16 protein-coding genes are annotated in these 25,140 nt (G+C 67.0%); 5 read left to right on the top strand and 11 right to left on the bottom strand.

Annotated features, from left to right (window positions below):
- Nucleotides 1–159: 159 nt before the first annotated feature.
- The gene (gene ppdK, locus EDF57_RS20840; RefSeq protein ID WP_134095639.1) at nucleotides 160–2,838 is read left to right on the top strand and encodes a pyruvate, phosphate dikinase; all 2,679 of its coding nucleotides are present in this window, start codon (nucleotides 160–162) and stop codon (nucleotides 2,836–2,838) included.
- 103 nt (nucleotides 2,839–2,941) lie between these two features.
- Here ppdK and EDF57_RS20835 read toward each other — a convergent pair whose 3' ends face one another.
- Together EDF57_RS20835 and EDF57_RS20830 are read right to left on the bottom strand one after the other, a co-directional pair.
- Nucleotides 2,942–3,829 (bottom strand): LysR family transcriptional regulator, encoded by an 888-nt coding sequence (locus EDF57_RS20835; protein WP_134095638.1) that lies wholly within the window; start codon nucleotides 3,827–3,829, stop codon nucleotides 2,942–2,944.
- Nucleotides 3,830–3,887: 58 nt separating this feature from the next.
- Nucleotides 3,888–5,582 (bottom strand): glycoside hydrolase family 43 protein, encoded by a 1,695-nt coding sequence (locus EDF57_RS20830; RefSeq protein ID WP_134095637.1) that lies wholly within the window; start codon nucleotides 5,580–5,582, stop codon nucleotides 3,888–3,890.
- Between the two features lie 303 nt (nucleotides 5,583–5,885).
- Between EDF57_RS20830 and EDF57_RS20825 the strand changes: the two genes are divergently transcribed.
- Nucleotides 5,886–7,994, top strand: a complete 2,109-nt coding sequence (locus EDF57_RS20825) for a TonB-dependent siderophore receptor (protein ID WP_243841182.1) — start codon at nucleotides 5,886–5,888, stop codon at nucleotides 7,992–7,994.
- Nucleotides 7,995–8,053: 59 nt separating this feature from the next.
- Here the strand turns inward: EDF57_RS20825 and EDF57_RS20820 are convergent, their stop codons facing one another.
- Both EDF57_RS20820 and EDF57_RS20815 read right to left on the bottom strand, forming a co-directional pair.
- Nucleotides 8,054–9,229: an amidohydrolase family protein gene (locus EDF57_RS20820; RefSeq protein WP_134095635.1), complete on the bottom strand. Its 1,176-nt coding sequence runs from the start codon at nucleotides 9,227–9,229 to the stop codon at nucleotides 8,054–8,056.
- Nucleotides 9,226–10,701, bottom strand: a complete 1,476-nt coding sequence (locus EDF57_RS20815; protein ID WP_134095634.1) for an amidohydrolase family protein — start codon at nucleotides 10,699–10,701, stop codon at nucleotides 9,226–9,228. Before EDF57_RS20815 ends, EDF57_RS20820 begins: the two co-directional genes overlap by 4 nt.
- Before the next feature lie 82 nt (nucleotides 10,702–10,783).
- Between EDF57_RS20815 and EDF57_RS20810 the strand changes: the two genes are divergently transcribed.
- Nucleotides 10,784–11,632: a LysR family transcriptional regulator gene (locus EDF57_RS20810; RefSeq protein ID WP_243841181.1), complete on the top strand. Its 849-nt coding sequence runs from the start codon at nucleotides 10,784–10,786 to the stop codon at nucleotides 11,630–11,632.
- 115 nt (nucleotides 11,633–11,747) lie between these two features.
- On the opposite strand, the gene EDF57_RS20805 is transcribed toward EDF57_RS20810, so the two are convergent.
- From EDF57_RS20805 to EDF57_RS20790, 4 genes are all read right to left on the bottom strand, one after another.
- Nucleotides 11,748–13,049 (bottom strand): MFS transporter, encoded by a 1,302-nt coding sequence (locus tag EDF57_RS20805; protein WP_134095633.1) that lies wholly within the window; start codon nucleotides 13,047–13,049, stop codon nucleotides 11,748–11,750.
- A gap of 121 nt (nucleotides 13,050–13,170) precedes the next feature.
- A complete protein-coding gene (locus EDF57_RS20800; protein WP_132265926.1) occupies nucleotides 13,171–13,545 on the bottom strand; it encodes a response regulator in 375 nt (124 codons plus the stop codon).
- A gap of 5 nt (nucleotides 13,546–13,550) precedes the next feature.
- The gene (locus EDF57_RS20795; protein ID WP_134095632.1) at nucleotides 13,551–17,297 is read right to left on the bottom strand and encodes a PAS domain S-box protein; all 3,747 of its coding nucleotides are present in this window, start codon (nucleotides 17,295–17,297) and stop codon (nucleotides 13,551–13,553) included.
- Nucleotides 17,298–17,483: 186 nt separating this feature from the next.
- Nucleotides 17,484–18,449 carry a DUF4424 domain-containing protein gene (locus EDF57_RS20790; RefSeq protein WP_134095631.1) on the bottom strand — a complete coding sequence of 322 codons (966 nt, stop codon included), beginning with the start codon at nucleotides 18,447–18,449 and terminating at the stop codon, nucleotides 17,484–17,486.
- Between the two features lie 169 nt (nucleotides 18,450–18,618).
- Between EDF57_RS20790 and EDF57_RS25605 the strand changes: the two genes are divergently transcribed.
- Entirely contained in the window at nucleotides 18,619–20,100 is a 1,482-nt protein-coding gene (locus tag EDF57_RS25605) for a hypothetical protein (RefSeq protein WP_166675338.1), read from the top strand.
- A 4-nt stretch (nucleotides 20,101–20,104) separates the two neighbouring features.
- On the top strand, nucleotides 20,105–21,220 hold the full coding sequence (locus EDF57_RS20785; RefSeq protein WP_166675337.1) for an acyltransferase: 1,116 nt from the start codon (nucleotides 20,105–20,107) through the stop codon (nucleotides 21,218–21,220).
- Here the strand turns inward: EDF57_RS20785 and EDF57_RS20780 are convergent.
- The 3 genes from EDF57_RS20780 to EDF57_RS20770 form a co-directional block, all read right to left on the bottom strand.
- On the bottom strand, nucleotides 21,146–21,622 hold the full coding sequence (locus tag EDF57_RS20780) for a hypothetical protein (protein ID WP_134095629.1): 477 nt from the start codon (nucleotides 21,620–21,622) through the stop codon (nucleotides 21,146–21,148). The genes EDF57_RS20785 and EDF57_RS20780 overlap by 75 nt on opposite strands.
- A 78-nt stretch (nucleotides 21,623–21,700) precedes the next feature.
- The gene (locus EDF57_RS20775) at nucleotides 21,701–22,744 is read right to left on the bottom strand and encodes a spore coat U domain-containing protein (protein ID WP_134095628.1); all 1,044 of its coding nucleotides are present in this window, start codon (nucleotides 22,742–22,744) and stop codon (nucleotides 21,701–21,703) included.
- On the bottom strand, nucleotides 22,732–25,122 hold the full coding sequence (locus EDF57_RS20770; protein WP_166675336.1) for a fimbria/pilus outer membrane usher protein: 2,391 nt from the start codon (nucleotides 25,120–25,122) through the stop codon (nucleotides 22,732–22,734). Before EDF57_RS20770 ends, EDF57_RS20775 begins: the two co-directional genes overlap by 13 nt.
- Between the last annotated feature and the right edge of the window lie 18 nt (nucleotides 25,123–25,140).

Raw genomic sequence — 25,140 nt, 5'->3', positions numbered from 1 at the left:
GGGTGCGGCCGGATTTCACAAATAGTGAAATCCGGCTTTGCCATTTATCGATGGTCGTCGCGGAAAAATCCCGTCATCTACACTGTTGCATCGCAGCAAAGTGCCGAATCCCGGTTCGGGCACGATAACGCTCCTGGCAGCAACGAGGTATTTCGATCCATGACGGCTTTGACTGAAACGCGCTACGTCTATCGCTTCGGTGGCGGCGTCGACGATGGTGGCAAGGGCGACAAGAACCTCCTTGGCGGCAAGGGCGCGAACCTCGACGGCATGGCTGCGATCGGCCTGCCGGTTCCCCCGGGCTTCACCATCACCACCGAGATGTGCACGCGCTACTACACGGACGGCGGCGTCTATCCCGAAAGCGTGAAGGCCGAAGTGGCAGAGGGCATCGCCCATATCCAGCAGGTGACCGGCAAGACCTTCGGCAACATCGCCGATCCGCTGCTGGTCTCGGTGCGTTCGGGCGCGCGCATCTCGATGCCGGGCATGATGGACACCGTGCTCAACCTCGGCCTCAATGACCAGACGGTCGAAGGCCTCGCCCAGACCTCGGGCGACGAGCGTTTCGCCTGGGACAGCTATCGCCGTTTCATCCAGATGTATTCGGACGTCGTGCTCGAACTCGATCACGGTGCCTTCGAGGAAGCGCTGGACATCGCGAAGGAAGATCGCGGCTACGACCTCGACACCGAGATGACTGCTGCCGATTGGAAGATCCTGGTCGCGGAATACAAGGCCATCGTCGAGAAGCTCTGGGACAAGCCTTTCCCGCAGGACGTGCACGACCAGCTCTGGGGTGCGATCGGCGCCGTGTTCGGTTCCTGGCAGTCGGACCGCGCCAAGGTCTATCGCCGCCTGAACTCCATCCCCGGTGAATGGGGCACGGCCGTCAACGTGCAGGCCATGGTCTTCGGCAACATGGGCGAAACCTCGGCCACCGGCGTCGCCTTCACCCGTGACCCCGCTACCGGCGAGAACGCGTACTACGGCGAATATCTCATCAATGCCCAGGGCGAGGACGTCGTCGCCGGCATCCGCACGCCGCAGTACCTCACCAAGGACGCCCGCGAGCGTGCCGGTGCCCGGGCCGCCTCGATGGAAGAGGCCATGCCCGAGACCTATGGCGAACTCGCCGGTGTGTTCGAAGTGCTGGAAAAGCACTACCGCGACATGCAGGACATCGAGTTCACGGTACAGCAGGGCAAGCTCTGGATGCTCCAGACCCGCTCGGGCAAGCGCACCGCCAAGGCCGCGCTGAAGATCGCGGTCGACATGGCGCGCGAAGGTCTCATCAGCGAGGAAGAGGCCGTTGCCCGCGTCGATCCCGCCGCGCTCGACCAGCTGCTTCACCCCACGCTCGATCCCGATGCGCCGCGCGACGTGCTCACCAAGGGCTTGCCTGCATCGCCGGGCGCGGCTTCGGGCGCGATCGTGCTCGATGCCGATACCGCCGAAAAGCTGGCCGAGCAGGGCAAGGCCGTGATCCTTGTCCGCGTGGAAACCAGCCCTGAGGACATCCACGGCATGCATGCCGCCCGCGGTATCCTGACCGCACGCGGCGGCATGACCAGCCACGCCGCCGTCGTGGCGCGCGGCATGGGCCGCCCCTGCGTCTCGGGCGCGGGCAGCCTGCAGATCGACAATGTCGCTCGCACCATGCGCATCGACGGGCGCGTCCTGAAGGAAGGCGACACCGTCACCATCGACGGCGCCACCGGCGAAGTCATGGCTGGCGAAGTGGCCACCGTGCAGCCGGAACTCGCCGGTGACTTCGGCACGCTGATGGAATGGGCCGACAAGGTGCGCCGTCTCAAGGTCCGCGCCAATGCGGAAACGCCGCTGGATTGCCGCACCGCGCGCGAATTCGGCGCCGAGGGTGTCGGGCTCTGCCGCACCGAACATATGTTCTTCGATGCCGCCCGCATCACTGCCGTGCGCGAGATGATCCTGGCTGAGGGCGAGGCCGAGCGCCGCGCCGCGCTGGCCAAGCTGCTGCCCGAACAGCGTGACGACTTCGCGGAGATCTTCACGGTCATGGCCGGTCTGCCGGTAACGATCCGCCTGCTCGATCCGCCGCTTCACGAATTCCTGCCCCATGCCGAGGCGGAATTCGAAGACGTGGCGCGTGCCGCCGGCGTCAGCGTAGACACGCTCAAGCGCCGCGCTGCGGAGCTGCACGAGGTGAACCCGATGCTCGGCCATCGTGGCTGCCGCCTCGGCGTGACCTATCCGGAAATCTACGAGATGCAGGCCCGCGCGATCTTCGAGGCGGCGCTCATCGTCAAGGAGAACACCGGCGAGGCGCCGATCCCCGAAGTGATGATCCCGCTGGTCGCCACCCGCAAGGAGCTGGAGCTGATGAAGGCCATTGTCGACCGCGTTGCGGCCGAAGTCTTCAGCGAGCGCGGTGCCACCGTGGACTATCTCGTGGGCACGATGATCGAACTGCCGCGCGCTGCGCTCAAGGCGGGCGAGATCGCGGAGCTGGGCGAATTCTTCTCGTTCGGCACCAACGATCTCACCCAGACGACCATCGGCATCAGCCGTGACGATGCCAGCCGCTTCCTGACGCATTATGTCGACAAGGGCATCTTCGCCCGCGATCCTTTCGTCAGCCTCGACGTGGACGGTGTCGGCGAACTGATCGAACTGGCCGCGGAACGTGGCCGCAGGACGCGCCCCGATATCAAGCTGGGCATCTGCGGTGAACATGGCGGCGATCCGGCCTCCATCGCTTTCTGCGAAAAGACCGGCCTCGATTACGTCTCGGCCTCGCCTTACCGCGTGCCGATCGCGCGCCTGGCGGCGGCGCAGGCGGCACTTGCCAACAAGTAAGTCATAACCGCGTCGGGGAGGAGGAGCGACCTGACCGGGAATGCGGATCGCGCGCGATAGCGTGCGGTCCGCATTTGCTTTGGCCATTGCGAAACGTCGGCCTTCAGCGGCCGGCGGAGCGTTCCACCAGGAAGTCGACCAGCAGTCGCGCCGGGCCGGACAGGCTGGCGCCGTTGGCGGCGATCAGCATCTGGCGCTCGGCCCAGTTCTCGTCGAGTTCCACCAGTTTGAGACCCATGGGCACGATGAAGTTCTTGGCGGCTTCGCTGGGCAGGACGCCGATGCCGAAGCCGGCCTGGATCATGCGGCAGACCGCGTCATAGCTGTCTACGGCCGCGCGCAGGCGGAAGGACCAGCCCTGTTCGTCGGCAGCACGGGCGAGGAGGCGGGTATTGGCGGTATCGTAGCCCATTTGCACGAATTCGTGCTCGGCCAGATCGTGGAAGCGAACCGAATGGGTGCCGAACAGCAAGTGCGGCGGGGCGACCACGGTGAGCCGGTCGCATCGGTATTTCCAGGTATCGAGACCCACCGTTCCCGGCTCTTCCATGATGACGCCCACTTGCGCTTCGCCGGCGCGAAGGCGGCCGACGATCTCTGCGGAGTAGACCTCCTGGATGTTGAGGCGGATCTTGTCGTTGGCATGGCCGAAAGCGGCGAGGTCGGCGGGCAGGAACTGGGTGATCGCCGAAGTGCAGGCGAGAATGTCGACGCTGCCTTTCAGACCGTTGGCGTAGTCGGAGAGGTCGGACACCGCCAGCCCGATGTCGCGCATGATGCGCTGGGCATGGGCCAGCAGGGCATTCCCCGCCGCCGTCGGCGTCACGCCGCGCCCGTTGCGGACCAGCAGTTGCACGCCGAGGTCCTGCTCCAGCTGCGTGAGCCGGCGGCTGATCGCGCCGATGGCGAGGTTCGCCTCGTCGGCCGCCCGCGACAGGCTCCCCAGCTCCGCAACGCGAATGAACAGTTGCAGGGTCGTCAGGTTGAGCATCGGATTTCGCGCGTTACGGCCATGAGCCGGTCTCTATAGTGCGCAACGACCCCCGCGGCTAGCGCGCCGCGGCGGCTCGCGCTTGCCAGGCATAGGGGCCGAACACCGTACCTACGAAGCCGCCTGCCGACTTGGTGCTGAGAAAGCGCACGTCGACGTTCTGCGCCAATGTGGCGCGCTGCCCGTCCGCGGCATAGGAGATGTCCACGCTGGCGCCTTTGAAGTGGAGGAAGAGCGTGACCGGCCCGGTGCCTGCGAAGGGCTGCGAAGCGATCTCACGCTCGGGCGCATCGCCATCGCGCACGAGAAGGGCGACGCGGGTCGTGCCCTGTTTGCGGAGAAGGCCGAAGAACAGGTAGGCCTTGTCGGACTGGACGGCGGCCAGTCCCGCGCGGTCGCCATCGGCGGTGGGCGCGTAGCGCAAGTCGACCGACATGGCGGCGTCATGGTGCTGCTGCCGCCTGCCCACGAAGGCGGGGGCGGCGGAGAGGTCGCCCAGCGGCGTCGCGCCTTCCAGCACCAGCGAGCCGTTTTCCAGCTTGTAGAACGGCGCGTGGGGCGTGCGCAGGCCGATCCAGGCCATGCCCAGCCGGTCGCCGTCGAACGTGTCGCGGTAGCTGTAGTCTCCCGAGGCAGCCGGTGCGGCGGCGCCGGCGGGCAGGTCCGGCCGAGCCGCGACCAGCGGGATGGCCTTGTCGGCCGGCAGTATATTCGGCCAGCCATCCTGCCAGGTGACGGGGAGCAGGAATGTCTCGCGGCCGATGTTGTAGTAATCGCCTTCATAGGGCCGGGTCGCGAGGAACGTTGCCCACCACTTGCCGTCCTGCGTTTCGACGAGCTTGGCATGCCCGGCGGAAGTGACCGGGTTGGCACGCGCGGGATCGAGCGACCTCTGGCTGAGAATGGGATTGCCGGACCAGGGCACGAACGGCCCGCGCACGCTGCGGGAGCGGAAGACGACTTCGCTGTGCTGCTCCCCGGTGCCGCCTTCCGCGGCGATGAGGTAGTATTGGCCATCGCGGCGGAGCAAGTGCGGCCCTTCGATCCAGACCGGTTTGCGTGCCAGGTCCACGCCTCCGTTGACGATCTGCGTCGCTGCGCCGACCATCTTGCCGGCGTGCCAGTCGAATTCCTGAACCCAGATCGCGCGGTGCCCTTCGTAAAGCGCGGTCCCGCTCGGCGCCCGGTTGTTGACGATGAAGGCGCGGTCGCCCTCCCAGTAGAGCGAGGGATCGATACCTTCGAACGACAGCCAGACCGGGGCCGACCAGGGGCCTTTGGCGTCCTTCGCGGTCATCACGAAATTGCCGCCGCAATCGACGCAAGTGCCCAGCAGGTAGAACGTGCCCGCATGCCAGGAGATGTCCGGGGCGAACATCCCGCGCGAGCTTCGCAGGCCCGCGAAGTCGAATTGATCCGGCCGGTCGATGGCGTTGCCGATCTGGCGCCAGTTCACGAGGTCGGGCGAAGCGAAGACCGGCAGTCCGGGATAGTGCGCGAAGGAGGAATTGACGAGGTAGTAGGTGTCGCCCACGCGCGTCACTGACGGATCGGGATAGTAGCCGGGGAGGATCGGGTTTCGATATTCTCCCGGGCCGGGCTCCACAGCGTCCTGGCTGTGGCCCTGGTAGGCAAAATTGTCGAAGCGGGCGCCGCGATCCGGTTCTGCCGCGCGTGCTGCCGGCATGGGGGACGCCAGCAGCGGCAAGGCGCCGGCGGCGAGCAGGAATGCAGCGCGAACGGATTTCAGCAATGGTTCTCTCCCTTTGCGGGAGAGCTTAGGTCACGCTTGATGGTAACGCTACCATAAACCGAGCAGGCCGTGATCGAGGCCGCGGGGCGGCCCGTTCGGCGTAAATCGCACCTTCCTGGTTGTGGCGCATATCCCACACAAAGGCCGGACAGGTTGTTTAATCAACCAGCAATCTCTCAGCAATCTTGCGAGCCAGTCGCATTATCACTAGTGGCGCGATCGCGACTCATTATCGATATCGAAAGGCAGTTTATGTTTCGAACGACGGTCCGCGGCCGCCTTCTCCTGGGAGCAGCCACCGGCATGGTGGCCATTTCCCTCCTTCCCGCTGCCGCACAGGCTGCGGCGGCCGATTCCGACGACACCATCGTCGTCAAGGGTGACCGTTCCGCAACCGTGGCCTCCTCGGGTACGAAGAGCGATGTTCCGCTGGCGGAAACGCCGCAGTCGGTGTCGGTGATCGACGCGTCCACGATTGCCGAGCTGGGCATCCAGAACCTCAACCAGGCCTTGCGCTATGTGGCCGGCGTCACGCCGGAAACGCGTGGTTCCTCGGCCGAGGTCTACGACCAGTTCAAGCTGCGCGGCTTCGATGCGCCGGTCTATCTCGATGGCCTGAAGATGTTCTCCAGCGGCTCGGGCTATGCGACGCCGCAAGTGGACATGTCGCGCCTGGACCGCATCGAAGTGGTGAAGGGCCCGGCATCGGCGCTCTACGGTTCTTCCAGCCCGGGCGGTTTCGTCAACGAGCAGAGCAAGCTGCCGATCGACCGCGATTTCTACGGCGCCGTGTCCGGCACCTACGGCAATTACAGCAATTACCGCATCGATGGCGACGTGGGCGGCAAAGTGGGCGAAACCGTGCTCTGGCGTCTCTACGGCAGCGCCAACGGGGCCGATGCCCAGCAGCGCTACGGCAAGCGCCGCCGCGAAACCGTTTCCGGGGCCGTGACGCTGGGCGCCGGTACCTCGACCACGTTCACGGTGCTCGGCGCCTACTCGCACGATCCGTTCAACGGCAACTACGGCGTGTTCCCGGCCAGCGGTACCCTGTTCGACAACGCCAACGGCAAGATCTCGACCAAGTTCTACGGCGGCGAGCCGGACGACTTCTTCAAGCGCGAGCAGGCCGCGGGTACCTTCATCTTCCGCCACGATTTCGGCAATGGCTGGGCCTTCCGCTCGTCTGGGCGCTACCAGTACGTGAAGACCCGTCTGGGTATCGTCTATACCTCGGGAACGCCGGTCGAAACGGACAGCACGGTCTACAACCGCGCGTCCTATGCGACGAACGAGCAGCTCAACAACTGGACTTACGACAACCAGCTTTCCGGAGAGTTCACCACGGGTTCGGTGCACCACTCGGTTCTGTTCGGTGTGGACCGCCAGGTTGCCCATTCGACCGAGCTGGCCAAGTTCGGCACCGCCACGACGATCGACGCCTACAATCCCGTTTACGGCACGATGGCGACGCCCGCGAACCCCTATGAGGTCCCCGGCGTCGACACCAACGGCGATTTCATCGACCCGACCACCACCGCCACCCGCCAGCGCCAGCAAGGCATCTACGCGCAGGACCGCATCTCGGTGGGTAATCTGGACGTGACGCTCGGCGGCCGGCAGGACTGGGCGCGTCTGGAGCAGAACGGCTCGGTGCAAACCAACCGCAAGTTCACCTGGCGTGCGGCGGCGCTCTACAAGACCGAACTCGGCCTGTCGCCTTACGTGACCTACTCCACCTCGTTCGAACCGCAGTCCTCGGTGCTGGAAAGCGGCGAACTGGCCAAGCCTTCGGTCGGCAAGCAGATCGAGGCGGGCGCCAAGTACCAGGTTCCCGGCACCGATATCCTGCTGACCGGCGCCTGGTTCCAGATCAACCAGACCAATGTGGTGGTTTCCGATCCCGTGACGTTCACCGCGTTCCAGTCGGGCGAAGTCCGCTCGCGCGGCGTCGAGGTGGAGGCCAGCGGCTCACTGCCCTACGACTTCAACTTCCGGGTTGCCTTCAGCACCCAGAACGTGAAGGTCCTTGAGGACGTCAATACGGACAACGTCGGCAAGGGCCTGGCGACTGTCGGCAAGGGCGGCATCTCGGCCAACCTGGCCTGGGCGCCGAAGTCCGGTTCGCTGGAAGGCTTCTCGATCGGCGGCGGGGTTCGCCATGTCGACAAGGTCTATGCCGGCAGCCTCGATGGCACGACCACGATCTACACCCCGTCCTACACCGTGTTCGACGGCCTGCTCCGCTACAATCTGGGCAAGCTGAATCCGGATCTCGGCGGCGTGACCATCGGCCTGAACGCCACCAATATCTTCGACAAGAAGTACCTGACGAGCTGCTTCGCGGCTTACAGCTGGTGCTGGTACGGCAACCGTCGCACCGTGCAGGGGACCATCGGCTTCACCTGGTAAGCCGGGCCGACGCGGTCACGAAAGGCCCCGCAGCGTACCGGACGCTGCGGGGCTTTCCTTTATCGGATCGGCGCGCCGAGCGGTTTGCCGTGACGGAAGACCCGGCGTTCCGAGGGCGGGGCGGCCACGGCCGCCGCCGCACTCACGGCCGGAAGCGCCACGAAGCTGGCCTCTGCGCCCACTTGCAGGCCCCGGCCTTCGAGGCCGAGCGAGACGGCGGCCTCGGTCGTCGCCATGGCCAGCGCCACGCCAAGATCCTCGTCCCGGTAGAAGCCCGAGCGATAGCCGATGAGCATCGCCCGCTGGAGCATGTCGCCATTGCCGTAGGGCCACCAGGCGTCGCGGATATTGTCGTTCCCGGCGAAGACCCGCACGCCATGTTCGCGCAGGCGCAGAATGGGCGGAAAGGCGCGATCTCCCGGCGCGTTGGTCATGATCGCCACCCCGGCGTCGGCCAGGGCACGGGCAATCGTGTCGAGCACGGGAAGTTCCACGTCGCCCAGGGCATAGGCATGGCTCACCGTCACCCGGCCGCCGAGGCCCAGCGCGCGGGTGCGCGCGGCAATGCGGTGCAATTGCTCAACGCCCGGCAGTCCGGCCTCGTGCAGGTGGATGTCGATCTTGGCACCGCGCCGCTCGGCAAGGCCGAAGACGATGCCGAGATGAGCTTCGGAATCGCCGTCCATTCCTTCGGGATCGATCCCGCCCACCACTTCCGCGCCTTCGCGGATGGCGGCGTCGAGAATGTCGGCCGTGCCGGGGCAAGTGACGATGCCTGCCTGCGGGAAGGCCACCAGTTCGATGTCCATCCGGCCGCGCCATTTCTCACGGGCGGCCATGACCGCGTGAAGATGCGAGAGCCCGGTCGTGGCATCGACATCCACATGGCTGCGCATCGCCACGGTGCCCAGGCTGGCGGCCTGACCGATCAGCACGTCGGCGCGGACCGCGGCAGGGCGCACGTCGGCGAGCATGGCTTTCTCCACCGCGAGCCGTTCGCGCAGGCTGGCGGCGGGGCGATGGGGTTGCCACGGTTCGCCGAAGAAGCTCTTGTCGAGGTGGATATGGCCGTCGACGAAGCCCGGCAGCACCAGATGTCCGCCCAGGTCCACGCGCCCGGCCGTATCGTCGGCGGCAAGGTCGGGGCCGATTGCCACGAAGCGGCCGCCCGAAACCGCCAGGTCGGCCAGGCTGCCGTCCGGGAGCAGGGCGCCGGTGAAGAGCTGCTCTATCATTGCGTGGCTCCGGCCTTGTCGGCGATGTTCCAGGCCGCGACCTTGTTCTTCGTATCCGTCAGCATCCCGTCCAGCGCCGTGCGGTCGTAGAGCTTGCCGTTCATGATGACGGCGCGGATCGCGCGGGTGGCGGCGATGTCCTTCAGCGGATCGCGGTCCAGCAGGACGAGATCGGCCGTCTTGCCCGGGGCGACGGCGCCATAGCGGTCTAGCAGGCCGAACCAGGCGGGACCGGCGCGGGTCGCGGCGGACAGGGCCTGCGCCGGGGTGAGGCCTTCCTTCACGAAGAGGCTCAGTTCGTCGTGCAGGCCGATGCCGGGATAGTTGAAGGAATTGAGGAAGCCCGCATCGGTGCCCGCGATCACGGTGACGCCCGCCTTTTCCAGCAGCGGCAGCACCGCCGCCATGCGCTGGAAGTGCGCATGGCGCGCCTCGACCGCGGCAGCATCGGCCTTTGCGGCGCGTTCGATGCGCCATTCGTAGGTCTTGCGCAGCTTCGGACCGATATAGGCAAGATAGGAATCGTGCGCGTGATCGTCGGCATCGAGCCAGGCGAGGATGCGGCTGCCGTTCAGCGTGGGTGTGACGAAGACGCCTTTCTGCGCGAAGTTGCGATAGGAGGCCATGGCCGTCGCCGTGTCGAACCCGCTGTCGAGCCGGCGATTGGCCTCGGCGCGGTCGATGCGGCCCGCGGCGAAATCGGCGGCGATCGCCGCTTCGTCCTTCACACCGGCCTTGTAGGCATAGTCGATGTGTTCGATCGAACTGATCCCGGCATCTACCGCCTGGCCGACGGTCAGCGCCATCGGGATATGGCCGGAGCTTCGCAGCCCGCGCGCCTTGGCCTGCGAGACGGCATAAAGGAACAGTTGCGGATCCAGCGTGCTGTCAGTGATCTTCACGAAGTCGACTTTGTCCCGGTCCTGCAGCCGGGCCAGCGCAGCATCGACATCGGCCTTGCTGCCGACTTCGATCGTGCCTTTCCAGACCGGCTTGATCCCCTCGATCTTGGCGCCGGACGTCAGCAGGCGGGGGCCGAACAGGGTGCCGCCGGCGATCTCGCCGCGCCAGGACAGGACCTGGTCGGGAAGGTCGCCCGAACAGTCGCGGATGGTGGTGATGCCGTGAGCGACGTAGAGCGGCAGCAGCGCCTTGTTCTCCTCGACGAGGTCCGGGCCGCCGCCGAAATGAACGTGCATGTCCCAGAGGCCGGGGATCAGGAAGCGCCCCTTGCCCTCGACCACCTTCTGCGCATGCCAGGCCCGGGCGATCTCGCCGTCCTTGCCGACCGCCACGACATCCTTGCCGCGCAGCACGACCGCCTGTTCGCCGATGGCGCGCGCGTGTTCGACGTCTATGACCGTGACGTGGCGGATCATCATGTCAGCGCCGTCGGTGACCGGTGCGCCGGCGGCGAGGGCGGAGGTCGTGGAGGCGAGGAGGGCGACGATCAGCGGGGCGACGAACTTCATGGCGGAAGGCTCCTTTTCCGCAAATCTACGCCGTCGCGTTATCATTCACAAATTAGATATTGGCATGTGCATCATTCGTTCTATGAATGAACTTATGCTCGATCCCCGTCTCCTGCGCAGTTTCGTCGCCATTGCCGATACCGGCCATTTCACGCGCGCGGCAGAGCGACTGGGCATGACGCAGTCGACGATAAGCCAGCAACTCGGGCGATTGGAAGACATGGCGGGCCATGCCCTGATCGATCGCGCCGCGCGGCCGGTGCGTCCGACGCCGATGGGCGAACGCCTGCTGGGCCACGCCCGCCGCATCCTGCAGCTCGATGAGGAAGCACAGAGCCTGCTGCGCGATCCGGCGGGCACGGCGGCGATCTCCATCGGCATGCCGGAAGATCTGGCGACGCTGGCCATGGCGCAGGGTCTGGCGCGTTTCGCGGCCCGCAACAGCCGGATCAGGCTGGACGTGGTCACCGGGCTGAGCCGCGATCTGGCCGTGCGGTACCGGCAGGGGGAATTCGACATCGTCGTCGTCAAGGAAGACCAGCCCGCCGCGGATTGCCGCGCCAGCTTCCCGGAGCCGCTGGGCTGGTTTGCCGGTCCCGGCCACGCGGTGGAGGCGCGCGATCCTCTGCCCTTGGTAACGTTTCCCAATGGCGGCCTCTACCGCGACACGATGTTCCGCGAACTGGAGGCCATCGGCCGCCGCTGGTACGTCGCCTTTTCCGGCAGCAGCCTGCAGAGCGTGCTTGCGGCGGTCTCTGCGGGCATGGGGATTTCGCTGCTGCCGATTTCGGTGACGCAGGGGCAGGGGCTTCGCCGGGTCGACGGCCTGGGCGAGGCTACGCCGATGGTCGTCTCGCTCTATGCGCGCGAGGACCAGGAGCCGATCGGCGATCTGGTGGCGCTGACCTCGAAAGTGTTGGAGAACCGGTGACCCTCCGCCCCGGCAATGGGGCAGAGGGTGGCTGCGCTTTCGGGCAAGCAAACGGCGTCCTCGCGCCGGGCGGCCGAGGTGAAGCGCAAGTTGGGCCGCGCGCGATCGGAACGCTCTAGTCTTCGAGGATGAGCCCGTGATGCCGCGTCTCGCGCATTCGCACATAGACCACCAGCGAGATGGCGATCATGACCGAGACGTAGATGTAGAAGGCCTGCTCCATGCCTGCCTGCTTGAACCACAGGGCTACGAATTCGGCCGTGCCGCCGAACATGGTGTTGGCCAGGGCATAGGGCAGGGCAACGCCCAGCGCGCGGATATGGGCGGGGAACAGCTCGGCCTTCACCACGGCATTGATCGAGGTATAGCCGGTGACGATCACCAGCCCGGCCATCACCAGCAGCCCGGCGACCAGGGGATTGCGGGTTTCCGCAAGCGTGGCGAAGATCGGGTATGTGCAGAGCACGCCGAATACTCCGAAGCCGATCATCAGCGGCTTGCGGCCCACCCGGTCGGACAGGGCGCCGGCCAGCGGCTGGAGCAGCATGAACACGAAGAGCGTCACGCCGTTGATCTCGGAAGCGGTCTCGCGGCTGAGGCCGCTGGTGTTGACCAGGAACTTCTGCATGTAGATCGAATAGGCGTAGAACGCGATCGTGCCGCCCGCCGTCAGCAACATGACCGTCAGGGTTTCTCGCGGGTGATGGCGGATCAGTTCGAGGAAGCCGGACTGCGGTGCCCCCTCGGCACGGGCTTTCTCGAAGCTGTGCGTCTCGGCCATGCCCCGGCGCAGGCGGAACACCAGAACCGCCAGGGCGCCGCCGATCACGAAGGGAATGCGCCAGCCCCAGGCATCGAGCTGGGCCTCGGTCAGCAGCGCCTGGAGCACCAGCAGGACGCAGATCGCAACGAGCTGCCCGGCAATCAGCGTGACGTACTGGAAGCTGGAAAAGAACCCGCGCCGGTCGCGTCCGGCCATCTCGGAGAGGTAGGTGGCGCTGGCGCCATATTCGCCCCCAACGGAAAGGCCCTGCATCAGCCGCGCCAGCACCAGCAGCAGCGGCGCGCCGATGCCGATGGACTGGTAGGACGGCGTCACCGCGATCAGCAGCGACCCCGCGCACATCAGCGCCACCGACAGCGTGAGCCCGCTCTTGCGGCCCTTGCGGTCGGCATAGACGCCCATCAACCAGGCGCCGACCGGGCGCATCAGAAACCCGACCGCGAAGATCGCCGCCGCGCTCAGAAGCTGGGCGGTCCGGTCCTCGTCCGGGAAGAAGTGCGGCGCGAAGTAGAGCGTGAAGGCCGAATAGGCGTACCAATCGTACCACTCGACCAGATTGCCGGTGGAGCCCGCGACAATGGCCTTCAGCCGCTGGCGGCGGTCGGGGGCGACGGGTGGCGGGGTTGTCGACATCGGGATGCGCCCTCTTGCTGGTCGTCCTGCCGCAGCACCGGGCGGAACGAGCGGACGGTTATGGGAATTGGCTGGCAAGGTCCTGAAAGCAGGTCGAAGGCTCCGGGAGGAAAACCCCGGCTCAGCCCCGGGCCTGCTCCAGCGCTTTCAGGGCTTCCGTCAGCTGCGCGAAAGTATAGGGCTTGTTCAGCATGAAGGCCGGCGGATGGGGCAGATCCCAATTGCCGCCGCCACTGGCGATGGCGAAGGGCACCGCGCGGGCACCCAGCTCGGCGATGATGGGATCGGCGCGCTCGCCGGCCAGGTTCATGTCGATGACGGCCACGTCGAACTCTTCGTCGCGCCCCGCTTCCAGTGCCGAGGCGAGGGTGGCGTAAGGACCGACCACGCGGCAGCCCAGGTCGTCGAGCATTTCCTCCAGCAGCATCGCCACCAGAATTTCGTCTTCGGCCACCAGAACGCGCAGCCCTTCCACTTCGGGGTTCCCCTCGATCATTTGCGTCAATCCTCGATGCTTTCGCGTATCCGCTTCGCCAGTGCATCCATGGCGAAGGGCTTTGTTATCATGGCCATGCCCGGTTCCAGAAATCCGGCGGCAAGCGCGGCGTTCTCGGCATAGCCGGTCATGAACAGCACTTTCAGGCCGGGCCGCGCGGAGCGGCCGCCATCGGCAACCTGGCGGCCATTCAGGCCGGGCAGGCCGATGTCGGTGATGAGCAGGTCGATGCGCTGGTCGGATTGCAGTATTTCCAGGCCGGAGGGCCCGTCCGCCGCCTCGATGGCCTTGTAGCCGAGTTCGTCCAGCACTTCTATGATGAGGCCGCGCACCACGGCCTCGTCCTCGACCACCAGCACGACTTCGCCTTCGACCGCTGCGGGCAGGTGGCCCGCATGTCCGGCATGCTCGTCCGCTTCTTCGACGCCGCGATGGCGTGGCAAGAAGAGCTTGACGCTGGTGCCCATGCCTTCCTCGGAATAGATCCGGGCATAGCCTTCGGACTGCCGTGCAAAGCCGTAGATCATCGAGAGGCCGAGCCCGGTTCCCTGTCCCATCGGCTTGGTGGTGAAGAACGGTTCGAAGGCCCGATCGCTTACTTCGCGCGTCATGCCCACGCCGGTATCGCTGATGGCGATGCAGACATATTGCCCGGGCCGCAGGTCGCGCTGCTGGACGACGGATTGGTCGTCGAAATGGGCGTTGCACGTCTCGATGGTCAGCTTGCCCCCGTCCGGCATGGCATCGCGGGCATTGATGACCAGGTTGAGGATCGCGCTTTCGAGCTGGTTGGGATCGCAGCGGGTCTGCCAGAGCCCTTCGGAAAGCCCGAACTCCAGCTTGATGTGCTCTCCCAGCGTCCGCCGCAGCATGTCCTCCATCGAGGCGATCAGCGGGTTCGCGCGGACCGGGCGCGGGTCCAACGGCTGGCGGCGCGAGAACGCCAGCAGGCGGTGCGTCAGCGAGGCGGCGCGCTCGGCGGAGGCCTTGGCGCCTTGCAGCCAGCGTTCGAGATCGCCGGTACGCCCTTGCGCCAGGCGGTTGTGCATCATGTCCAGGCTGCCGGTGATGCCCTGGAGCAGGTTGTTGAAATCATGGGCAATGCCCCCGGTCAACTGGCCGACCGCCTCCATCTTCTGGCTCTGGCGAAGCGCATCCTCCATGGCGCGCTGTTCGGTGACATCGCGGCCCACGGCGTGAATGCGGCCACCGTCCGGCACGGCGGTCCAGGCAATCAGGCGGTAGTCGCCGCCGCGCGTGCGATGACGGTTTTCGAAAGCGAGCATCCCGGCGGAGCCCCGGTCCGGCGCGCCAGCTTCGCCCGCGCCCGGTCCTCCCTGGTCCGCTTCCCCTTCCTCAGGGTCCGGATTGAACAGGCCCGAACTGCTCGCCAGCCGCGTCAGGGCCGAGGCGGTAACGGCGCGGTCGTCGGGATGGACGAAAGCGGCGATCCGGCGGCCCAGCATTTCGCCCTCATGCCAGCCCAGCAGCCTCTCGGCGGAAGGGTTGACCGCCGTGATCAGGCCGGCATGGTCGCAGACCAGCATGAGGTCGCGGCTGATCGACCAGAGCCGGTCGCGATCCTGCGCAAAGGCGGCCTCGGCCTGTTTCTGGGCCTCGATCTCGGTATTGGTGCCGATCCAGGCCGTGGTCTCGCCCTGGGCATCGACGAGCGGCAGCGCGCGGGAGAGGTGCCAGCGATAGCCTTCCTGCGCGTCGAGCAGCCGGAACTCGGTCTCGAAAACTTCGCCGGTCTTTACCGAGTGGGCCCATTTCGTCCGGGCATCCTCCCGGTCGTCAGGGTGAAGCACCGCGTTCCAGCCATCGTTGCCCAGGCTTTCGCGGGTACGTCCGGTATAGGCGTAGACACGCTCGTTGAACCAGTCGATCTGGCCGTCCGCCCGCGCGGTCCAGACCTGGTTGGGCATGTTCTGCGCCAGCGTGCTGAACTGCGCCTCGCTCTTTTCGAGCGCGCGCTGGATGCGGCGGCGGTCGGTGACGTCCTGCACCACGCCGATCATGCGGGCAGGGCGGCCCTCGCTGTCGAACTCGAACTCGGCCTTGCGGGCGATCACCCGCTCTTCGTCGGTGTCGGCGCGGTGGACCCGGTATTCCACGTCGAGCTGGGTCGCTCCCTGCTGGCGCCGGATCCAGGTGGATACGAGGTACCGGTCTTCCGGGACGACAAGGCCCTCGATCAGCTCGGTCGGCGGCGATCCGCCCGGCTGGGTGCCGGGATCGATACCGAAGATGCGCCAGAATTCCTCGGTGCCGTCGATCTTGTTGGCCGCGATGTCGATGGCGAAGAGACCCACCCCGCCCGCGCGCTGCGCGCGGCGGAGCCGTTCTTCGCTCTCCTCCAGTGCCTGGCGGGCCCGGTGTTCGGGTGTCCGGTCGCGCATGAGCTTGACGAAGCCGATCGCCTCGTCGGCGGGGCCGCGCAGCGGGGTCATTTCGCTGAGACCCCAGAACCGCTCTCCCGACTTACGCAAGTGCCAGCGCGCATCATGGGCGCGGCCGGTCTCCAGCGCTTCCTTGCGCTTCGCCGCGGGACGGCCGAGTGCGCGGTCCTCGGGGGTGAAGAACGTGGCCATCGGTTGGCCCAGCATTTCCTGCTCGCTCCAGCCGAGCATGGCGGCAGCGCCCGCGTTCCACAGAGTGATGCGGCCATCGGGATCGGTGGCGACGATGCCGTAGTCTATCGCGCTGTCCAGGATCTGGCGGTTGAACACTTCCCGTTCGCGCAGCTGCCCCTCCGCGCCCACGCGCTGGACGTGCGCCCACGACCTTTCGGTCACTTCGCGGATGACGCCGAGTTCGTAGTCGCTCCAGTCGTGCGGCTTGCGGTCGTGGATCGCCATCAGCGCGATCAGGTGGCCCTGTTTCACCAGCGGCATGCAGACCGTGGCGGCAATGCCGATATTCTCGAACGTCTCGGCTTCCTCGGGCGCGAGTTCGCGGCGGTTGTCGGCGATGATGAGCGGCCGCCCGGCATTGAGGTCCTGCACCGCGCGCACGCCGAAATCGGCAAGGCTGTAGTGGCCGACGATGGATGGCGAACCGGCTGCGTGCCAGTCGCCGCGAATGGTGAAGCCGTCGCCGTCGCGGTCCATGTCGGCATAGGCGCAGTTTGACAGCCCCAGATGCTGGGCGGTCATGCGTGTCGTGGTCGCCAGGATCTGGTCGGCATCGCGGCTGTCGCGCACGGCCCGGCCCAGATCGTCGAGGAAGCGCAAGCGGGTCTCGCTCTGCTGCAAGGCCTGGCGTGCGGCATGAGCCTCGGTCGTTTCCACCACGACCGCGATCACGCCCGCCGGGACGCCGTCGTCGCCGGGGACGGGGGAATAGTCGAGGTTGAGCCAGACCTCCTCCGGGCGCCCGTGGCGGTGCAGGGTCAGCACATGGTCGCGATAGCTGAGCGTGCCGCCGGAGAGGCCCACTTTCATGACGTTGTCGTTGAAGTCCGCCACTTCCTCCCAGCCGTCACGCACGTTCGAACCGAGCAGGCGGCTGTCCCGCGCGCCGGCGAAGTGGGAATAGGCATCGTTGTAGATCATGACGCCGCTCTCGCCCCAGAGCAGCACCAGCGGCACGGGGGAAGGCAGCATGAAGCCCACGGTCTGCTTCAGGCTGGCTTGCCAGCCGGCGATCGGGCCAAGCGCCGTCGCGCTCCAGTCATGCGCGGCGATACGGCGTGCGAGATCTCCGCCGTGGGACAGGAACCCTTCGGCCTCGTACTCGCCGTGTTTCATCGACCCCACCTCCTGTGCGCCCACCCGCCCGTGCCCCACCCATAGGCGCGCGACCCCGAGTGCGCCCGGCCCCGCCAAGGCTTTAGCCTATCCGCAGTCGGGACACGGCGAAATGCAGAACTCCCGGAAATGTTGCCGGTTCCCGCAAGGGGCGCAAGAGGCGACGTTTTTCGCCTTTTTAGCGTCTTACTCCGAAGCCTGATCGCCGGTGCGGCGTTGCAGGAACAGGATCGAGAGGTCGCGTTCCGGTCGCCAGTCCGTCTTCGTCATCTCGAAACGGGTCGCACCGATCTTGCGCACGCCTGCTCCGCAGAAGCTGACGAGATCCTCGGGGCGCTCCTTGTCGACCACCAGGCGAAAGCGGCCGATCGGTTTCTTCCAGTTCCCGGCCGTCACCAGGATGTAGTCCAGCCAGGCCTCCGAGTAGATGATTTTCGCCGCTTCCGCCCGGCGCAAGGTGGCGAGCAGCGCTGGCTCTATGCAATAGTTCCGCACGGCCTGCGGCTCGGGATCGCTGCCGAGCAAGGTGCCGACCGTACCGCCCACCGAGGGCTGGTAGCGATGCTCGACGACGACGGGCACGCCGGCGGGAAAGCGCTGCATCCAGTGGTAGGTCGTTTCCAGCGTCCAGCCGGGATAGCCGTCGGCATCGACAAGGCCAAGCCGCTCGGCTTCCGCGCGCGCGGAGGGGGCAAGGCGGTCCACTGCCCCCTGCGCGGGGCCAAGATGAGGCGCCAGCGGCACCGCATGGGCGCGCAGCCAGGCGGCGCGGTCGACCTTGCCGGCCATGGCCTTCTGTTCGATCTCCATGGTCACCGGCTTGCCGTCCACCTTTGTCCGGAAACCCAGGAAGTTGTCGGGCGAGTCCACCGGGATCGCGATGTCCACCTCGAAGAAGGCGCGGCCGCCCACGGCCGGCAGGGGGAAAGCCACGCGGCTGACCACGTCCTTGCCGCTGGTATTGACGAACGTGTAGCGCACCTTGACGGCCGACCGCGAGATTTCCAGGTCCTCGGTACGCATCTCGATGGCATCGCTTTTGGTCAGGACCAGCCCGCCGGCAGCAAGCTGCGCAGAGGAATCGTTGGCCAGCGCCGCGCCCGGAAGGACGGAAAAGAGGGCCGCGACGGCGGCATAGGAGGTTCTCCACATGAACCGGTCCTAGCCCGCCCAGCGCCCTGGTTTCAATCGCTTGCGATGCCGCTGCCATGCCAGGACCGTTCCGTGGGCGCGGCGGGCAGAGTTAACGCTTCATTCGCCAAGCCACGCTACACGCCGTTGCAGCGACCTTGTCGGGACGCGACTTTGCGGAGCTTGTTTCTTGGCGCGTTGGTCTGACCGGATAGTGGTGTTCGCCGCGGTGCTGCTGCTGGGCCTTGCGCTCGTCTGGACCTGCCTTGAACGCGGGCCGTGGTACGACGAGTTCTACACCCAGTTCGTGACCCGCCCCGGCCTGTCCTGGATCACCGCGCTGCGCGAGAGCTGGATGGCCGACAATCATCCGCCGCTTTACTACATCCTGGCCCGGGCGACATCGTGGCTGGGGTCGATTGCGCAGCACCGCCTGCTCAACGTCGCGCTCGGCGCGCTGGCTCTGGCAGGGGCAGCCGTCATCGTGCGCGATGTTCCTCGGCTCGCACCGGCCGCCACGGTGACCACGCTGGCGCTTGCCGCCAATCCCTGGGCATTGATCGCGGGCAGCGAGCTGCGCTCCTACTTCCTCTCGCTCTGCGCCGGGACCGTGTTCGCCCTGGGCCTCTGCGCGATCCGGTTGACCGGCGCGGCGGGGGGGAAGGGTCGCCAGACGGCATTCTGGGCCGCCGCGCTGCTGGCGTTCAACACCCATATCATCACCTCGCTGGCCTGCGCCGCGATCGCCGTGCCGTTCCTTTTCGCGGCCGCGCTGCGGCGCAAGGGGGCTGAAGTGCGCGCGGTCGGCGCGCCGGTCGTGGCGGGAGGGCTGGTCTTTGCGGCCGTGACAGCGCTCCAGCTGCCGGTCTGGCTTGCCAATACGGCGGTGTTCTGGATCGAGCCGGGGTTCGATTCCGCCCGCTGGTCGGTCGAATGGGCGTTGCTGCGGACATTGGAAGCGAACCCGTTGGTGCTGGTCGGCGCGCTTGCCGGGGCCGGATTGCTCGCCCGGGACGTGCTGGTCCTGAAGAGACCGCGCGGCGAGGCGGGTGCCCTGGCGCTTCTCGGGGCAGGCGTGGTTCTGGCCGCTGGCGGGCTGGTGGTCCTCCACCTCCTGCGGCCGATCCTGGTCGAGAAATATCTCATGGCGCTGGTTGCCGCCCTTTGCGTGGGCATGGGGCTGGCGGGCGGGAGGTTGCTGGAAGGGCTTGCGCCGCACTGGCGTTCGCTGGCGCTCGTCTCGGGACTGGCGGCGACGGTCTGGGCCCTGTTCCAGAACGTGCCGCTGGCGGTGGAGCGGATCAGCTGGCTGAATACCGGGCGGGCGATTGCGCGCGAGGTCGCGCTCTGCCCCGGCACCGTCGTGCATACCGACCCGTTCTGGAATGCCGAAGTCATGGCGATGAAGCCGCTCGACAATGCGCAAGTCGTGCCGTTCGCCTATCGCTATATAGCGCAGTCCTTCGGTTTCGCGCTGGCGCCCGCTGGATCGCGAACGATGGGGCAGGAATGCCCGACCGTGTTCTGGGGCGAGCATGACAGCAAGCGTCAGTTCGATGCGGGCGCGGTGGCGGCGCATTTGCGCCAGTCCGGCTTCGCGGTGGAAGGCATGGACTTCCGGCGGCTTGGCGATGGCTGGATCGCCGTCATCTCGCCGCGTAACCCGCGGTGACCGCATGACGGGTTCTCCTGCCTGCCAGGCGCCCCGCAAGCTCTGGAGCATCCAAGCGCTGCGCGGGTTGGCGGCCCTTGCGGTCGTGGCCTACCATGCCGCGCGCCATCTCGGTAAGGCCGTGGACGCGTCCGCGATCACGCGCCTGACCCAGCCGGGCCATGCCGGGGTGGACCTGTTCTTCGTGCTCTCGGGATTCATCATCCTCCAAGTCCACCGGGCGGACATCGGGCGTCCGCAGGCCCTGCGGCGCTATGTCTGGCAGCGCTTTGCCCGGCTCATGCCGATCTATTGGGTGGCGCTGGCGGCGACCATCGCGCTCATGCTTCCCCGTCATGCGGACGAAGTGACCGCGGCAGGCGTGGCGCTTTCGGCCAGTCTCCTGCCGACGGTTCAAGACCCCTTGCTGGGCGTCGCCTGGACGCTTCAGCACGAGATGCTGTTCTACGGCGCCTTCGCGTTGCTGATCCTCAATCGGCGGCTCGGCCTGTGCTTTCTGGCGCTCTGGCTGGGCTGGGGGATAAGTCAGTTCTGCGGGCTCGTTCCGAGCGGACTGGACGTTCCGCGCCTGACCAGCGTGTTCAATCTGCAGTTCCTGTTCGGCATGATGGCCGCTGCTGCTGTCGCCTCCGGCCGCCTCAACCATGGCCGCCGCCTCGCGGCGTTTTCGGCCCTGCTCCTGGTGGTGGTCGGGATGCTGGAAGCAACCGGGCGGATGGACGGCTATGGCAGTTTGGCCCGCCTAGCCTACGGCGTTCCCTCGGCCCTGCTGATTGCGGGTCTGGCGGGCTGGGAAGGGCAGGCAGCCAAGCCTGTACGCGTTCCGGGGGTGCTCACGGCGCTGGGCGACGCCTCCTACAGCCTTTACCTCTTCCACCTTCTGGGGATCGGGGTGGCCTGGCAGCTATGGCTTCGCGCCGGACTGGATCCCGCCGAGAATCTCGCGGCCTGCTACCTGTTCCTGCTGGCTGGAGCCACGGCGTGCGGTCTTGCATGCCATTACGGCATAGAGAAGCCCTTGCTGCAATATGTGCGGTCGCGGCGCTCAGCCGGGCTTGCGCGTCGCCAGCCGGGCGATACGCTTGATCCGGCGGTATCCGCTCCGCCGCCCGCGCGCTGAAGGCTCGGCTTCCGACCGGACCCTTTGCAGCAGCGCACGCAGCTCTGCAGGCGTGGGATCCCGTTCCTCGCTGATGCGGGCGACCAGCGCGGGATAGTGCCATTTCGCCTGACCGACGGGCCGCGTCTTCGCGCTTTCGGCGCGGGCAGTTCCGCTCGTGGCCCAGAACAGCAGACCCGCCACGGCGACACATCCGAAGGTCAGTGTGGTGGCCCAGAGGCTCCCTCTGCCCACGCCCAGTACCAGCACGGCGACCAGTAGCGCCGACAGGCCCAGTCCGGCCGCCATCGGGTGATGCATGCGCAGCGCGGCCTTGACGCAAAGGACCGTTGCCGCCGTCACGAGCAGGGCGCTGACGGTGATTTCCAGGATCGCTTGCCCAAGAATGGTCAGGATCGTCATGAAAGGCTCCTCTCCCAAGAATGCCTGATGCAACTATATCGTATCGCGACGGAAAAGCCAAGTCGCCGACCCGGACGATCAGAAGGCCACATCGATGCGGATCGTGTCGCTATAGGCTCCGGCAGGCGGCGTGACCTGGCCCGGCAGGAGGGCCGCGCGGTAGGTATAGCCTTGCGAGGTCAGCGAATCGTAAGTCCCGGCATTGCTGTCTGCCGAGGCGCTGCTGCGGCGAGCGGAGCCGGTCGCGCCCCAGCGGTCGGTGGAACTGGCGGTTTTGTAGATTTCGTACTGGAGGTAGTTGGCGGTGGTGCCCGCACGCATGCGGCGTAGGCCGCTGGCCGCGTTGCTGCCATCGTCCAGGCCGACCGTGTAGGCCGTGCCGGCACTGCAGCGGATCAGGATCGTCCGCGTGATGGGATTGAAGCTGCCCACCAGCGGCGCCGAGCCGAAAGCGGCAGTGGGCGCGGTGATGATGCAGTCGTTCTGCACGACCAGGGTGATGGAAATCCGCACGGCCGTGCCTGTCCCCCAATTCGTGGGCGTACCGAGAAGCGGCCGCACGAAACCGGGGCTGGAATCGTAGGCCAAGCAGACCGCCACCCCCAGAGTGCAGACCGAATAGAACCAGCGCACATCGAGGAACCCCGTGTAGGTTCCGGCCCTGAGCGCGGATGTCGCGGTGGTGCGGAAGTAGATCGGGATCGAATTGTTGGTCCCGCTGAAGAGGCTGAGCAGCGTTGTCGAAGACAGGTTCTGCAAGGTGCCGATGGTCAGCGGCGTGCCGTTCTGCGCCAATGAGGCGACGAAGGGGATCGTCTGGCCGCTCGGCCCGGTCAACAGGAATGTCGAGGCGTCGACGCGCAGGGCGACGTAGTGGGTCGCCAGCAGGGCTAGCGCGACATCGCATTGCAGTCCGGACGAACCGCTCCCCTGCTGGGCAGTGCTGGCCACGCTGTAGGAACTGACGCTGCCGAGGTTGGTGCTGGCGGCGGATACGGTGCAGGCGGCGGCCCGCTGCGGTGAGAGAGCGAGCGCGAGGAACAGCGCGAGCGCGGAAAGGAACCGGCTCGCAGGTCGGCGGCCAAGAGGGGCAGGGAGCAGGCGTGCTATCAGGGCCGACATGTCAGGGTTCCCAGGTCGAGGATGTCATCGCGGGGCGGACCGGCGCTGAACTGGACGCGGCAGCTCGCGTCTTCGGGAAGGGCAACTTCCAGCGCGTTTTCCGGGGCGACGTTCTCGAGATAGAGCATGCCGTCCCACCCGACGTAGGTTCTGGCCGCACGGTTCAGCGTGACCGGCGTTCCTGCGGGAAGCGGCTGCCCCGCTGCATCGACGATCACCGCGCGCGCGGCGGCGACGCGCGCCACCGGGAAGCGCACCACGTAGCCGCTGCCCGCCGCCACCGCCACGCGCTGGCTCACCCGGTCGGCCTGCACGCTGGGGGGCAGGGCGAGCGTGTCGATGTCGTAATGCGCCGGATACCAGGCGCTTGCGGCGGGAACGAGGAGTTGCCCGTTGCGGTCGGTCTCGCCGATGACCTGGTTTTCGTAGCGGACGGGGATGCCGGCCTCGCCATTGGTGGAAACGAGGGCGAAAGCGTCGGTCACGCGGTTCGCGGCGAACAGGCCGCCGTCCATGAAGACGAGCGCGCCACTGGCGCCGAACCACCCGGTCATGTCCCCCGCGCCGCCGTGCGGCTGTCCATAAGCGCCCGCGCGAAGCTGGATGGGCTGCGTGCGCCAGGCCACGTCGCCGCGCAGATAAGGGCTGTCGCCGGAGTCGCGGTAGGCGCTGGCGTTCCAGCCGAACCCACCGTCCGTGGGCACCGGCCGCGTGTAGTCCGCCCGCAGCCCGGTCCTGCCGCGATCGTCCCGCGTCAGGCCGCCGCTGACGGAGCCGGTGCCGAGCGGCACTGTCAGGGTCAATGCGCCCGACCAGCTCCGCCGCTCGCCGTTTCCGCCCGAGAATTCTCGCGAGAGCGCGGCGTAGATGCGGCTCTGGCCCCAGAGCGGAAGCGTCCAGGAGAGGTTGGCGAAGCGGGCATTGCGGGCATTCTCCTGCCGCAAGTCGAAGACGCCCACGCCCAGGGTGCCGGTGCTGCCCAGGGCGAGGCTGGCCGTGGCCGCCGTCTGGCGTTCCCAGCCTTCGTCCTCGCGTTCCAGGCGGCCCAGATCGGTGTAGCCGCGGTCATGCCGGGTATGGCGCAGCCCGAGCGAGAACGTCCGCGCCTGATATTCGTAGCCGACTGCCAGTTCCCCGCCCGCGCGTGTGCCGAAGCTGCGGCTGTAGGAGGCGCTGACGATGCCGAGATTGCCGATCCGCGCCACGCCCCCGGCACCGAGCACATGCATGTCCCGCGTCGTCTCGGCGCGCATTTCCAGCGTCAGTCCGCTCGTCAGGCCGTGGCGGGCATAGGCGCTGCCGGCCACTGCGCCATAGTCGAAGCTGCGCAGGCCGTAATTGCGCCGAAAGGCTCCGGCGGCGATGGAATAGTCGGTGAAGCCGGCGCGCAGCAGGGTACTGCTGACGTAGAACGGAACGGAGGTCACCACGCTGCGGCCATGGACGTCGGTGACGATCAGGTTGGCCAGCCCGCTGCCGGAGATCGGCGGCAGGGTGTCGAGCGCGAAAGGTCCGGGATTGACGCGGCTGCCGGCGATCCGCTGGCCGTTGACCACCAGGTCCACGGTCGAGGGCAAGGCGGCATTGCCCGCGAACTCGGGCAGCGGATAGGTGATGACGTCGGGCCGGACCGAGAAATCGCGGGACACTTGCGCGCCGCCGAGCCGAACCGCGGGCGCCCAGGACAGCGATCGGGTGATGACGTCGCCCGCTTCCACGGTGGTCATGCTGCGCTCGTCCGACCAGCGCCAATATGTGTCGTAGCGCATGTAGGGGCTTTGCGCGGCTGGCCCGCCGCCGACGCGCAGGGCGCCCGTGGTGGAGAAGATGCCGGCGGGTCCGAATATCCGCGCCTCGTGCCACAGCGAGGCCTGGAAACCGATGCCGCCGCCGCCGGTGGCATAAGCGTCGTAGTTGAGCAGGGCGCCCATGTCGCGCATGGCCGGGCGAAAGCCGCCTTGCTCCGTGCCGATCCGCTGGGCCGGCAGGTATTTCGGCAGGACGGTGAGATGAAGCTGCTGGCGCCCCGCGTCATAATCCGCAACAACGCCGTCGAGACTGTCGAGGTAGATCCGTTCCTCGGTGACGGGCAGCACCATTCCGGCCCGGCGCAGGTCTTCCGCCCGCACCAGGAAACGCGGCCCTGCCTTGATGAGCGAGGCCACCACGCCGCTGTCCATGCCGTTGACCAGCAGTTCCAGTTCCAGCCTTTGCTCGGCGTCGAAGTCGACCCGCTCGGGCGGCGGGGGAAGCTCGGTGAAGACGTCAAGACCGGGCGCCGCGCTGGCGATCGCCGGGGCGGGGGCAGCCAGGCACTCCGGCGCCAGGGCGAGCCCCGCCAGCGCCGTGATCGCGGGAATGCCGCCGGTCCGCGACATCCAGGCCGGGCGCGATCG

The sequence above is a fragment of the Novosphingobium sp. PhB55 genome, from assembly GCF_004368805.1.
Classification (GTDB): domain Bacteria; phylum Pseudomonadota; class Alphaproteobacteria; order Sphingomonadales; family Sphingomonadaceae; genus Novosphingobium.
This window is presented reverse-complemented; position numbering and strand designations above follow the sequence as displayed.

Coding starts and splice junctions, on each gene's coding strand:
- EDF57_RS20770 (WP_166675336.1), bottom strand. CDS start 25,122: ATGTCGCGGACCGGCGGCATTCCCGCGATCACGGCGCTGGCGGGGCTC.
- EDF57_RS20800 (WP_132265926.1), bottom strand. CDS start 13,545: ATGATCGAGGGGAACCCCGAAGTGGAAGGGCTGCGCGTTCTGGTGGCC.
- EDF57_RS20775 (WP_134095628.1), bottom strand. CDS start 22,744: ATGTCGGCCCTGATAGCACGCCTGCTCCCTGCCCCTCTTGGCCGCCGA.
- EDF57_RS20780 (WP_134095629.1), bottom strand. CDS start 21,622: ATGACGATCCTGACCATTCTTGGGCAAGCGATCCTGGAAATCACCGTC.
- EDF57_RS20810 (WP_243841181.1), top strand. CDS start 10,784: ATGAATGAACTTATGCTCGATCCCCGTCTCCTGCGCAGTTTCGTCGCC.
- EDF57_RS20795 (WP_134095632.1), bottom strand. CDS start 17,297: ATGAAACACGGCGAGTACGAGGCCGAAGGGTTCCTGTCCCACGGCGGA.
- EDF57_RS20835 (WP_134095638.1), bottom strand. CDS start 3,829: ATGCTCAACCTGACGACCCTGCAACTGTTCATTCGCGTTGCGGAGCTG.
- EDF57_RS20790 (WP_134095631.1), bottom strand. CDS start 18,449: ATGTGGAGAACCTCCTATGCCGCCGTCGCGGCCCTCTTTTCCGTCCTT.
- EDF57_RS20825 (WP_243841182.1), top strand. CDS start 5,886: ATGGTGGCCATTTCCCTCCTTCCCGCTGCCGCACAGGCTGCGGCGGCC.
- EDF57_RS20805 (WP_134095633.1), bottom strand. CDS start 13,049: ATGTCGACAACCCCGCCACCCGTCGCCCCCGACCGCCGCCAGCGGCTG.
- EDF57_RS20815 (WP_134095634.1), bottom strand. CDS start 10,701: ATGAAGTTCGTCGCCCCGCTGATCGTCGCCCTCCTCGCCTCCACGACC.
- EDF57_RS20785 (WP_166675337.1), top strand. CDS start 20,105: ATGACGGGTTCTCCTGCCTGCCAGGCGCCCCGCAAGCTCTGGAGCATC.
- ppdK (WP_134095639.1), top strand. CDS start 160: ATGACGGCTTTGACTGAAACGCGCTACGTCTATCGCTTCGGTGGCGGC.
- EDF57_RS20820 (WP_134095635.1), bottom strand. CDS start 9,229: ATGATAGAGCAGCTCTTCACCGGCGCCCTGCTCCCGGACGGCAGCCTG.